General features: G+C 63.7%; 12 protein-coding genes. 5 read left to right on the plus strand and 7 right to left on the minus strand.

The window, feature by feature from the left end:
* Nucleotides 1–140: 140 nt before the first annotated feature.
* Complete coding sequence (locus WCB02_RS26920; protein WP_423962797.1) at nucleotides 141–677, minus strand: hypothetical protein; 537 nt, start codon at nucleotides 675–677, stop codon at nucleotides 141–143.
* A gap of 98 nt (nucleotides 678–775) precedes the next feature.
* Between WCB02_RS26920 and WCB02_RS26925 the strand changes: the two genes are divergently transcribed.
* Entirely contained in the window at nucleotides 776–1,003 is a 228-nt protein-coding gene (locus WCB02_RS26925) for a phasin family protein (protein ID WP_423962808.1), read from the plus strand.
* On the opposite strand, the gene WCB02_RS26930 is transcribed toward WCB02_RS26925, so the two are convergent.
* Nucleotides 1,000–1,173 carry a hypothetical protein gene (locus WCB02_RS26930; protein WP_423962798.1) on the minus strand — a complete coding sequence of 58 codons (174 nt, stop codon included), beginning with the start codon at nucleotides 1,171–1,173 and terminating at the stop codon, nucleotides 1,000–1,002. The genes WCB02_RS26925 and WCB02_RS26930 overlap by 4 nt on opposite strands.
* Before the next feature lie 269 nt (nucleotides 1,174–1,442).
* Here WCB02_RS26930 and WCB02_RS26935 point away from each other — a divergent pair, with 269 nt between their 5' ends.
* The 4 genes from WCB02_RS26935 to WCB02_RS26950 all read left to right on the plus strand — a co-directional run bounded on the left by WCB02_RS26935 (nucleotide 1,443) and on the right by WCB02_RS26950 (nucleotide 6,480).
* Nucleotides 1,443–2,111 (plus strand): DUF6629 family protein, encoded by a 669-nt coding sequence (locus WCB02_RS26935; protein ID WP_423962799.1) that lies wholly within the window; start codon nucleotides 1,443–1,445, stop codon nucleotides 2,109–2,111.
* Nucleotides 2,112–2,545: 434 nt separating this feature from the next.
* Nucleotides 2,546–3,262: a sensor histidine kinase gene (locus WCB02_RS26940; protein ID WP_423962800.1), complete on the plus strand. Its 717-nt coding sequence runs from the start codon at nucleotides 2,546–2,548 to the stop codon at nucleotides 3,260–3,262.
* Between the two features lie 504 nt (nucleotides 3,263–3,766).
* Nucleotides 3,767–5,509 carry a methyl-accepting chemotaxis protein gene (locus tag WCB02_RS26945; RefSeq protein ID WP_423962801.1) on the plus strand — a complete coding sequence of 581 codons (1,743 nt, stop codon included), beginning with the start codon at nucleotides 3,767–3,769 and terminating at the stop codon, nucleotides 5,507–5,509.
* Between the two features lie 434 nt (nucleotides 5,510–5,943).
* On the plus strand, nucleotides 5,944–6,480 hold the full coding sequence (locus WCB02_RS26950; RefSeq protein ID WP_423962802.1) for a hypothetical protein: 537 nt from the start codon (nucleotides 5,944–5,946) through the stop codon (nucleotides 6,478–6,480).
* Between the two features lie 14 nt (nucleotides 6,481–6,494).
* Here WCB02_RS26950 and WCB02_RS26955 read toward each other — a convergent pair whose 3' ends face one another.
* The 5 genes from WCB02_RS26955 to WCB02_RS26975 form a co-directional block, all read right to left on the minus strand.
* Nucleotides 6,495–7,229, minus strand: coding sequence for a VIT1/CCC1 transporter family protein (locus tag WCB02_RS26955; protein ID WP_423962803.1), 735 nt, complete (start codon nucleotides 7,227–7,229; stop codon nucleotides 6,495–6,497).
* 177 nt (nucleotides 7,230–7,406) lie between these two features.
* Complete coding sequence (locus tag WCB02_RS26960) at nucleotides 7,407–8,714, minus strand: nitrate/sulfonate/bicarbonate ABC transporter ATP-binding protein (RefSeq protein ID WP_423962804.1); 1,308 nt, start codon at nucleotides 8,712–8,714, stop codon at nucleotides 7,407–7,409.
* Nucleotides 8,715–8,722: 8 nt separating this feature from the next.
* Nucleotides 8,723–10,459 carry an ABC transporter permease gene (locus tag WCB02_RS26965; protein ID WP_423962805.1) on the minus strand — a complete coding sequence of 579 codons (1,737 nt, stop codon included), beginning with the start codon at nucleotides 10,457–10,459 and terminating at the stop codon, nucleotides 8,723–8,725.
* 88 nt (nucleotides 10,460–10,547) lie between these two features.
* The gene (locus WCB02_RS26970; RefSeq protein WP_423962806.1) at nucleotides 10,548–10,859 is read right to left on the minus strand and encodes a hypothetical protein; all 312 of its coding nucleotides are present in this window, start codon (nucleotides 10,857–10,859) and stop codon (nucleotides 10,548–10,550) included.
* A 156-nt stretch (nucleotides 10,860–11,015) separates the two neighbouring features.
* On the minus strand, nucleotides 11,016–11,209 hold a 194-nt coding region (locus WCB02_RS26975; protein WP_423962807.1), incomplete at its 5' end, for a hypothetical protein.

An 11,209-nucleotide genomic window follows, 5' to 3' on the forward strand; every position in this document is an offset into this window, starting at 1 on the left:
CTCCCCGCCCGCTTCGCGGGCGACCCTCCCCCTCCAGGGGAGGGTAAGATCACAGCACCTTGTGGAGGTCGATGACGACGCGACCGGCGGAGGCAGCCAACCGTTTCGCTGTCCCACTCCCCGCTCGAGCTCCACGGAGCTCACCGGGCAGGGCTCTTGCAGGGGTAGGCCTCCTTCACGCTGTACAGCAGCGCAAGCCCGAGCGGCAAGCCGGTTGCGCCCCCTTTCCGCTTTCGTGCCCATGCCATCAACATGTCGCTCGCCTGCTCGAACGTCAGCACCGAAGGGTTTTCACCCAGGCAGAACAGCTTGTTTTCCGATGACATGTTGTAGGCGGCGAGGCCGTCCTTGATCCCCTCCAGATAAGTCTTGTTGAAATTCAGATCTTTCTCGCCCTTCGGATGCTGATATTGGTCAACCGTCATCGTCTGTGCGTTCGCGTCGGTGGCGAGCAGTGCAAGGACCAGTGCTGTCGAGGCAATCATTGCGGCACAGGACGATTTCATCATCTCGAAGCTCCTTGTGAACATCCAACCATCACGCAGTTCGGCATCTCTCGTTACTCCCGCCAGCGACCGGAGCGAGACCATCCCCGACCAGCGGCTCGTGCCAGCAAGCGACGAGCGGACCTCCTGCAGGTGTCCTGCTCCTATTCCCGGTAGCTGGAACATGATCATTCCATTTTTGCTTGTGCATCTTGACCGACACTGCCATGTTCGCAGCATTGGCGATTGAGATCGCCAATGACCAGGTAAAGGAGTTGCAATTGACCGATATGACCGTGATCCACGACAAGATGAAAGCGATCGCTACAGCTCACACCGATTACGCAAAGTCGTCCTTCGAGGCAAACAAGGCCTATCTGGCAAGGATCGCCACGATCAAGGCGCCCGATCAGGCGATCCAGCTCACGAGCGAACACATGAAGTCGGCCTATGAGAGCTTTATCGCCGAGTCCACCAGGATCGGCGGCATGTACAAGGACTTTTTCAAGCCAGCCTAGCGGCCGGTGACGGTTGGAACGCGCGCGGCCTGGCCCACCAGCTCGTCCAGATACTGCTCATTCGGATACTGCTCATTCGGATACCGCTCTTCCAGACACTGCTCTTCCAGGCACTGCTCTTCCAGGCACTGCTCTTCCAAAGACTGCCCTTGCGGATCCCCCGATCGCATGGGGCCTTGATCGACTGTTTGCTTTTGGCGGCGCGCATCCTTGATTTCCGGGATTGGCTTCGATCGTGGCCGCTACGGGCGCGGTGCAAGGCCGAGCCGTGGCGAGGAGGTCCGGATCGACGGCTTCGTGCCACCGCGATCAGCGCGACGCTGGACTTCCGGTCTTCAAGGGCGCAGCGTCGACCGAGCGGCTCGAACCAGCGACGACGAACAAAGCCGCCACGCCCTGCGGCTGCGGGCCTCACGCCTGCCCCCTCCATAACGGAGACATGCACCACCCGATGTGCTTCTCGGCGCCAGCGAGCTTCGTCACGGCTGGACTGACCGGAGCCATCGGGGTGATCGCGCTGACCCGGGTCAGTGAGCCCAGACAACTGCTGTTTGCGGCGACGCCCCTCTTCTTTGCGCTTCAACAGGGCATCGAGGGATTGTTGTGGCTCGATCTTCCGCTGGCACAGGATGAACACGTCTCGTCAGCGCTGACCTTGCTGTACCTGTTCTTCGCGGAAGCATTCTGGCCGGTGTACGCGCCGCTCGCGGTCTGGCTGATCGAGCCGAGCGCGCATCGTCGACTCCTGATGGTGGCCTGCCTCGGCGCCGGCGTTGGAGTCGGCAGCTACCTGCTGTGGTGGATGCTTGGTCATCCGCAGCTCGCAACGATTGTGGATTATCATATCGTCTACGGCACCGGATATCGTCAGCCTGACGCCGTCGGCATCGCCTATGTCGCGGCCACCGGCCTGCCGCTGTTGCTGTCGTCACAGCGCACCGTGGTCGTGCTCGGCGCCATCGTCCTGTCGGGCCTGGTCGTCGCCTACGCGCTGTATTGGGAAGCGTTCGTTTCGGTGTGGTGCTTCTTCGCGGCGGCCGCCAGTGTTGCCATCCTGTGCCATTTCGAATGGTTGCGCCGGAGAAGTTCGGGAAGTGCGCGGGCCTAGACGATCGATTCCGCGAAGGTTGTCATATGGCAGGGCGATTGATCGCTTCGCCCGGCGACTCATGTTTTGGAAATGACGGAGACAGACTCCATGTCGTTGTGCAGGATGACTATGCATCGGAGTCCGATGCGCAGCTTGCGGCGCAGCGGATCATCAGAAAATTGTGAGGTCCGCCGGCAATTGGCGGATAGCGAGCCGCTTGACCAGTGCCCGCCAAATCGTCCTGCGCGGTTTCGCGTGCGATCCTCTCCCTGCCTCGGCGGTAGCGCGTGACGGCTTTTGCGCGGATCGGCGGCTTTTTGCGCCAGGACCGACCAGCGTGACCTCTGTACGATTGCGGACATAGCGTATAGACTGGCGACATCACCGTGCAGACCGTGGCCAGGACCGGTGACTGAGAGCTGACTGCTCCCGCCTCGATGGAGCATCGCAAAATGGTCAGTCCAAAAGAGCTTCGGCTGGATCTCGAGAACGCGAAACTGCGGCAGCTGTTGGCGCAAGCCGGGACCGACGCCGCCGAGCAGAAGGTGATGGAAGGCCTGCAGCGCCTTCTGCTCGAAGAACTGCACCATCGCATCAAGAATGTGCTTGCCACGGTGATGGCCATCGCGTCGCAGAGTTTGAAGAATGCGGACAGCCTCGAGCATGGCCGCCAGGCCATCGAAGGCCGGCTGCTCGCGCTGGGGCGCGTGCACGACCTGCTGCTGAAGACCAACTGGACCAGCGCGACGCTGGCGTCGATCGTGCAGGCCGCCATCGAGCCGTTCGACAAGGGCGCGCACTTCTTGGTGCAAGTGCCGGATATCGACGTCAGCCCGGCCGCCGTCCTTCCCCTGGCCATGATCCTCAACGAACTCTGCACCAATGCCGTCAAATACGGCTCGCTGTCGAATGCCGATGGCCGTGTCGCGATATCGGCGGCGGTCGACGCCTCGAAGCAGCGCTTCGGCTTTGCCTGGGTCGAGTCGGGCGGGCCGCCGGTCTCGACGCCGACGCATGCAAGCTTCGGAACGCGATTGATCGAGCAGGGCTTTGTCGGCGAACTGCGAGGCGAAGCGCACCTTTCCTTCGCGCCCTCCGGCGTCGTCTGCAATCTCGATATTCCCTTGGCTTCGCTCGCGCCGGCCAAGCCGTCAGCCATCGGCCTGTGAGCTCGCACCGGAACTGATGGGAAAGGCAACGGCGCCCCTTGCGCCGTGCCCACCGTCTACCCGCGGCGTCGATCCAGATTGCCGGGCCTGCCTCCGCCTGACACGGCCGCCTGCGGCGCCAGCCCAGGGCAGCAGCACGATCTTGCCGCCGAGCCCGCCGGCATCGATCCGTGCGTGGACGTTTCTCGCGGCGGCCAAAGATTCCGCCTCGCTCGGGGAGCGAGGGCGTAAGCGTGCCCGCCACTTCCGTTGCGCGGCGATGACGCGACGGGCCAACGCGTCGGCTTCGATTAACGCCGCGATAACCGACATGCAGGATTTCGCGGGCGGCGCTTCGGTCGCGGACGAGGTTTCCCGCCGATTCGGAGGCAAAGCGCGTCCTGCGCGAGCAGAATCCTGCGTGAACAACACCGTTATTTTACGTTGATGAGCCAGCCTGAGCGGCCGGCGCCGGCAGTGGCCCTTGCGCCTTCGCGACCGACGCCCGGGATCGGACAGGACTGGATGACGAAGCTCTCTCTCAGCGCAAAACTGTTCGCAGCGATTGCTGTCCTGATGCTTCTGATGTTTGCGGCGGTCGGGACATCCATCCTGTCCTGCCGCTCTGTCGTCGACGCCCTCGCCAAGGTCGAGCGCGATGTCGGCCCGGATCAGGAGCATGGTCAGAAGATGGCCAGGCTGCATGTTGCCGAAGGGCCATCTGCCGGCAATGGCTCGATGCCCGGTTTCGACGAGGCGGCCGAGCACAGTGAGACCGGGCGAAAGGAGATCGCCGCGAAGACCGATCAGGCCGTGGCGCAACTGCGCTCGCTCATGTCGATCATGTTCGGCATCGGCGGCGTGTCGATCGTGATCGGGACCGGCGCCTTCTTCGTCCTGCGCCTGCAGGTCGCCCGCCCGCTCGATCGCATCATCGCCGCGATGGTCACGCTCGCCGATGGCGACGTCGACACGGCGCCACCCTATCTCGGCCGCAGCGACGAGTTCGGCAAGATGGCGGCGGCGGTCGCCGTGTTCCAGCAGGGACTGATCGATAACACGATCCTGCGGACGCGACAGGTCATGGCCGAGGAGGAAGCGACGATGGCGCGGCAGGACTCCGTCCGCAACATGGCCGAAACGGTCGAACGCGAAGCCGGAGGATCCGCCGAGACGATCGCTCAGTCGGCACGGGAGGTCGATGGCGTCGCGGATCATCTTTCGAGAATGGCCGAGACGCTGTCTTCGGAAGCCCGAGCCGTGGCTGCGGCGTCGGAGCTGGCACTTGCCAACGCCAATACGGTGTCGGCCTCCTCCGAGATGCTGGCGGCATCCGTGCGGGAGATATCGGCGCAGATGTCGCAGGCGAGCTCGATCACCCGCGGCGCCGTCGACAAGAATGTGCAGGCCCAAAACACCATCCAGTCGCTGTCATCGGCCGTGGGTCGTGTTGCCGAGGTGACCGGCCTGATCGAAGGCATCGCCGGACAAACAAACCTGTTGGCGCTGAATGCCACGATCGAGGCCGCGCGCGCCGGTGAGGCCGGGCGCGGCTTTGCGGTGGTTGCCGCCGAAGTCAAGGCGCTTTCGCAGCAGACCGCGCGTTCAACCAACGAAATCAGTCAGCTGATTGCGCAGATCCAGCAGACGACGCAGGCGACCGTCGAAATCGTCGGAGAGATCGGCGCCGAAATCGAACACATCTCCGCCGTTGCCGCCAATATCGAGCAAAGGATCCAGGAGCAGCAGACGGCAACCGGCGAAATCGCAGAGAACGTGACGCAGTCCGCCATTGCGGCCCAGGAGGTTTCGTCGAAAATCGCCAACGTCAGTCGCGAGGCGGCCGATATGCGCGTGATGACGGGACGGGTGCGCTCGTCCGTGTCTCACGTCACCGCCAGCATCAGCGGGCTTCGCGACTCGCTGGTTCGAATCGTCCGGACCTCCACCGAGGATGCGGATCGCCGCCGGGAAGGCCGCCATGAGGTCGACGCATCGGCCGTCATCAGGACGGCCAGTGGTCGAACCTATCCCGCCAGATTCGTCGATTTATCGCTCAACGGTGCACGACTGCAGCCCGAGGGCGACCTCCCGGATGAGGACGCCGGCGCGCTGCTGATCGACGGCGTCGATTTCGAGCTGCCCGTCGACCCGATCCGCTACGCCGACGGATATCTCCAGGTTCAATTCATGATCAGTGGCGATCTCCAGCAGCAATATGCGGATTGGATGCAGCAAAAGATGTGCGAGAAAATGATGGCGGCTTGATCGTGTGGCGTTTTCGACAGGACTTCTTGCAAGTGAAACCTGCATCGCATTGCCTGGCGTTGCCGAAGTCCTGATCATATGAAACGAAGGCGTGGGATGGGTAGAGCTCTTGCGAAACCCATCAATTCCCCGCACGGCGATGGGTTTCGCGGTCAGATCGGACGAGCGTCCGACTCTCGCCGCTCTACCCATCCGACGTGATCGATTTCATGGAATCGCTCGTCTGGCTACTTACGCCCTGTGAACAATCACGGGGAAGCACGCGGCGACGCGAGCCATAGGGCTTGTTGCTCGATTGCGCGCCAACTCCGGAGTACGAGATTGATCGGCTATCTTAACAGATCGAAAACGGCCTGATTCGGAGCCGCGATTCATGAAGTCATTAACTATTTGTCGCTAGCTTCAAAAAAAGCGAACGAGCGGCGAGACGCCCATTGAGCGAACGCGATACCACGATGAATGATCGAAGATCCAACGGCAGAACGCGAATTGCGCGAGCTGCCTCGCTGCTGTTTGGCGGACAAGCGGGCATGCGCAGCCACGACGTCAGCGTCACCGACATCACCAATGGCGGGGCCGGGCTGCAGACGAACGGTTTGGCCGTCCTGCCGCTGACCTTCGAGTTGTACCTGGATGATTTGCGCCGCAAGTGCCGGCTGGTCTGGCGCAAGGGCAATTTTTTCGGCGTCGCGTTCGAAAACCAGGCCACGTCGACCGATAACGAGAGCGACACAAGCACCGAAGCTGATATCGTGATCCCGGGACCGGCGTTGTTGGTCTTGAACGACCCGCCGACACACGCCTACTTCGACGACGCCGACGGATGGTCGGAACACCTTGCATCAGTGTCGGATCAAAAAACTCCGCGGCGAGCCGGCCTTCCGTTCACGGCCGGAGTCGCCATCGCATTGGCCCTGCCGGTCTTCATCGGCGTGAGCGTTTACGCTGCAACGATCGCCTTCCTGGGTTGATGGCGCCCCTGCCCTCATCCGGCGGATAGATTGAACAGCGTCTTGAGACCGAAGCCGACCCAGAAGGCCAGCGCGGCGGCGAACATGCCGATGCCGAAGGTGCCCAATCCCGAGCGCCACCAATTGGTCAGCGACCACCGGCTCTTGATGGCGCCGATCGAGAAAAACACCAGGCCGGTCGCGACCACGCAGGGAATCAGCCCGCCGCCCCAGAGATAGGTGATGAGCGGCACCAGTCCGCACGCAATGAACGCGGCAAAGGTCGAGAGCGCGGCCAATGCGGGCGATCTCGGCGTCGGCGCGAGGCCATATTCCTCCACCACCATGGTCTTGGCCCAGCGCGATTCGTCGGCCGTGATCACATCGACGATGCGCTCGAGATTGTCGCCGGCAAATCCCTTGCCGCCGAAGATCTGCCTGATCTCCTCGCGCTCGCCGTCCGGAACGATGGCGATGTGCTTGCGCTCGACCGCCAGCAGGCGATCATAATCATCCCGCTCGGCCTGGGTACCGCTGTAATTGCCGGCCGCCATCGCAAACCCGTCGGCGACGAGATTGGCGAGCCCGAGCACCAGCACGATGCGCGACGACAGATCGGCGCCGACCACGCTCGCAACCACCGCGAACGTCGTCACCACGCCGTCGATCCCGCCATAGATCCAGTCGCGCAGATAGCTGATCCCGGGGTCGCGCGCCAGCCGCGCGCGGATGGCTTCGCGCGAATGGCCATGCTCGAGTTCGAACTCCATCACCCGCCTCCTGTTACACAGACAAAACCGAACCGAACCACCTCGCACCCGTTGCCGCGCCGACCGACGAAGCGGTCGAAGCGCCGCGCAGGCCGGCATGGCCAATGAGCTGAAGACGACGAGCTGAAGAGCGGCGATGAGACCACCATCGCGACGGCAGCGTCCGGTAGCAGCCGGTCAGGTCGGGGAGAGCTCAAGGCCGAACGTCCTCGTCGTGTCATCATAGCTGAACAATTCCGCGTAGCGCCCCCACTCAATGACGGCCCGCAGGGTGTGATCGGCATCGGCCGGGTTGAGGTGATCCTCGAGCTCGAACTCGAATCGCGCCCGCGGCGCCTGATGGCCCTCGCGCTCGTCGAGCACCTGCCGGATATGGGCGGCGAGCGGCACGAAGCGGACGAGATGCTCCCGGAACAGGCGTTTGCGCTCTTCCGTCCCGCCCTCGGCAAAGAGACGGCCGGCGGCGGTCAATTTGATGTCGCCGTCGTCGAGCTCGGCGAGTTCGAGCATGTGCAGGGCGGCGGCAATCGAAAACAGATCGTTGATGCCGAGCGCCAGCGGTCCGCCGATCCCGGCCAGCTCCGCATGCCCCTCATAGGGCGGCGCGGCCAGGGTTTCGATGAACCCGCCGATCCGGCTGGTCGAGACCTGCGGCAGGAACTGCACCGTCCCGCCATGGATGGCGCTTTGCGCACCGATCGCCGCGGTGATGCGCGAGGTGAGGATCGAATAGATTTCGTCAACGATGGCATGGAATGCGGCGTCGAGCCGATTGCGCGGCTGAGGCAAGGACACCGGGATCTCGGCTGCGATGTGTCCGGGATGCGCGCCGAGAACCAGAATGCGGTCGCACATCAGCACCGCTTCCTCGATGTTATGCGTCACCATCAGCACGGCCTTGGTCGGCAGCTTGTGCTCGACCCACAGATCGAGAAAATCCGTCCGCAGCGTCTCGGCAGTCAGCACATCGAGCGCCGAGAACGGCTCGTCCATCAGCAGCAGGATCGGCTCGCTGACGATGGCGCGGGCAAAGCCGACCCGTTGCCGCATGCCGCCCGAGAGCTCGCGCGGATAGGCCGATTGAAAGCCGTCGAGGCCGATCAGGTCGATCGCCGCCATCGCCCGGCGGCGCGCCTCCTCCGTCGACAGGCCGAGCGCGTCGAGGCCGAGTTCGACATTGTCGAGCACGCTGAGCCAAGGATACAAGGCGAAGGATTGAAACACCACCGCGATGCCTGCCGCCGGCCCGGCCAGCGGCGCGCCGCGATAGCGCACCTCGCCCGAGGTCGGCTTGATCAGGCCACCGGCAATCCGCAGCAGCGTCGACTTTCCCGAACCGGAGCGGCCGAGCAGGCCGAGGATCTCGCCGTCGGCGACCGCAAGCTCGATGTCGCGCAGCACCGGCAGCGGCTCGCCGGACGGCTTGGCGAAGGCCTTGCAAACCTTGTGGAGCGCGATGACGTCAGGCGGTCTGGCGGTGGCCATGCTGTGCCTCAATCGAGCCGGGTCCGGCGTTCGGCGAACAGATAGAGCGGCCGCCACAACAGCCGGTTCGCGGCAATCACCAGCATCGACATCACGGCGATGCCGAGCGCGATCCGTGGAAAGTCGCCGGCCTCGGTCATCTCGGCGATGTAGGCGCCGAGTCCGTGCCCGTTCAGGCGAGTCGGTCCCCAGCTGACGATCTCCGACACGATGCTCGCGTTCCAGGAGCCGCCGGAGGCGGTGATCGCCCCCGTCACATAATAGGGGAAGACTCCGGGCAGCATGATATCGCGCCACCAGCGCAGGCGGTGGACGCGAAAGCTCGCCGCGGCCTCGCGGAAGTCGCTCGGGATCGCGCTGGCGCCGGCAATGACATTGAACAGGATGTACCATTGCGTGCCCAGGATCATCAGCGGCGTCAGCCAGATCGCGGGCGACAGATCGAAGCGCACGATCAGCACCACCGCGACCGGGAACAGCAGGTTGGCCGGAAACGCCGCCAGAAACTGCGCGATCGGCTGGATGATCGCGGTCAGCTTCGGCCGCAACCCGACGAAGACGCCGATCGGCACCCAGATCGCCGACGCGATCACGATCAGCACGGCGACGCGCAGCAGCGTCAGCGCGCCGTTGCTCGCGGCAATTCTCAGATCGCGCCATGACAGCACCGATCCGGCATCGCGCAGCACCGCCCAGACGATCGAGGCGGTGGCGACCACGATCAGGCCATACCAGACCCGGTCGACGATGCGAGCAGGCGGCGACCAGCGGCCCGCCAAACGAAGACTCCTGGGAACAACCAGCGGGGCCCGCGCGGCGCGATGCAGTCCCCCTGCGAGCCGCGCGTTGAACCGCGCAATCAGCTCGGATCGGCGGAACAGCGCCAGCACGAAGCTCCGCGGCACGATTTCGGCCGCGCTCTGCTCGACCCTGAACTTGTCGGCCCATGCCACCAGCGGCCGGAACAACAACTGATCATAGAGCAGGATCGCGATCGTCATCGCCAGGATGGCCCAGCCGACCGCGCCGAGGTCGCGCTGCTCAATGGCGCGGGCGACGTAGGAGCCGACGCCGGGCAGCGTGATCTTGACGTCGCCGACCGAGATCGCCTCGGAGGCCACGACGAAAAACCATCCGCCCGACATCGACATCATCATGTTCCAGATCAGTGCCGGCATCGCGAACGGCACCTCGAGCCGCCAGAAGCGCTGCCATGCCGAGGCGCGAAAGCTGCGGCTGGCCTCGTCGAGATCGCTCGGAATGGTTCGCAGCGACTGGTAGAAGCTGAACGCCATGTTCCAGGCCTGGCTGGTGAACACGGCGAAGATGGCAGCAAGCTCGGGGCCGAGCTCACGACCGGGAAACAGCGAGACGAAGAACACCACCGTGAAGGAGAGGTAACCCAGGATCGGCACCGATTGCAGCACATCGAGGATCGGAATCAGCAGCGTTTCGGCGCGCCGGCTCTTCGCCGCCAGCGTGGCGTAAGTGAAGGTGAAGATCAGCGACGCCACCAGCGCCGCCAGCATCCGCATGATGGTGCGCAGCGTATAGAGCGGCAGGGCCAGGGGCGACAGCGAGATCGCCGGCTGATGCTCGGCCACGAACGGCCCGAGCATCTGGCGCGCGCCGACACCGAGCAGCACCACGATGCCAAGCACAAGCAGCACCGCAGCAAGGTCCCGGCCGCCGGCAACACGCGGCTGCCACACGCCTCCCCTCACCACCTCGGCATGATGCTCCACTGCCGCCTCTCCGCCGGACCGGAAAAATCGTTATCCGATCGCCGAATGCAGGCCTTGCGCTGCGTCAAGCGGCCGCGCGACCGGCTGATCAAGAGCGGCTTCGCCAGAGCGCCATGCGGGAACGGATCGACGCAGTGCGCCAAGCGCGCGGCGAACGGGCATCCGGCAGTTCGCAGCTGGGGCCGAGCGCAGCGTGGCCGCCTCTTCTGTCGAGAGCAAAAGGAATGGCGGGCACGGCGCGCGAGGTGCCCTGTCGCGAAGTGATCGCAAAACGGCGGACGCGAACGCCAGTGGAAATACGGGGCGCCGTTGTGGTGAATCGGTTAATCGAAGTCAATGCATTGTCGTCGTCATTGCGGAGTTGCCGTCGCTGCACGCCAGCTTCGACCGGCGTCGCCATCCCCAACTCCGCAAACTCACCTCATGCCGCGTTGTCGACGCGCATGGTTCCGTGATGGTGCTCTCGTCCAGTCACCTCTCGATAACGTGACGACATGACTGCCATCATGCTATTGATCGGCGAAAACATGCGATCAAATGAGTTGCGAGGAGAACTTCAATGAATCAGAGAAAAAATACGGTCAAAGCTCATCGCTATGAGCTGGTACACGGCGAAGACGCCGACTTCATCGCCTATCAGCGGAAATTCGGCGACGAGACCTGGCAGACGGTTTCGACATGGATGATCCCACGTACGGATGAACGGTAACGATCCTTTCGTTAACACCAGCAGTGCGTCAGGATGGGACG

Origin of the sequence: Bradyrhizobium sp. (assembly GCF_049581145.1) — a bacterium.
In the GTDB taxonomy this organism is placed as follows: Bacteria; Pseudomonadota; Alphaproteobacteria; order Rhizobiales; family Xanthobacteraceae; genus Bradyrhizobium.

What these genes read in the sequence shown, in the direction of transcription:
- WCB02_RS26920 (WP_423962797.1), bottom strand. Translation starts at nt 677, where the DNA reads ATGATCATGTTCCAGCTACCGGGAATAGGAGCAGGACACCTGCAGGAG.
- WCB02_RS26925 (WP_423962808.1), top strand. Translation starts at nt 776, where the DNA reads ATGACCGTGATCCACGACAAGATGAAAGCGATCGCTACAGCTCACACC.
- WCB02_RS26930 (WP_423962798.1), bottom strand. Translation starts at nt 1,173, where the DNA reads ATGCGATCGGGGGATCCGCAAGGGCAGTCTTTGGAAGAGCAGTGCCTG.
- WCB02_RS26935 (WP_423962799.1), top strand. Translation starts at nt 1,443, where the DNA reads ATGCACCACCCGATGTGCTTCTCGGCGCCAGCGAGCTTCGTCACGGCT.
- WCB02_RS26940 (WP_423962800.1), top strand. Translation starts at nt 2,546, where the DNA reads ATGGTCAGTCCAAAAGAGCTTCGGCTGGATCTCGAGAACGCGAAACTG.
- WCB02_RS26945 (WP_423962801.1), top strand. Translation starts at nt 3,767, where the DNA reads ATGACGAAGCTCTCTCTCAGCGCAAAACTGTTCGCAGCGATTGCTGTC.
- WCB02_RS26955 (WP_423962803.1), bottom strand. Translation starts at nt 7,229, where the DNA reads ATGGAGTTCGAACTCGAGCATGGCCATTCGCGCGAAGCCATCCGCGCG.
- WCB02_RS26960 (WP_423962804.1), bottom strand. Translation starts at nt 8,714, where the DNA reads ATGGCCACCGCCAGACCGCCTGACGTCATCGCGCTCCACAAGGTTTGC.
- WCB02_RS26970 (WP_423962806.1), bottom strand. Translation starts at nt 10,859, where the DNA reads ATGGCGACGCCGGTCGAAGCTGGCGTGCAGCGACGGCAACTCCGCAAT.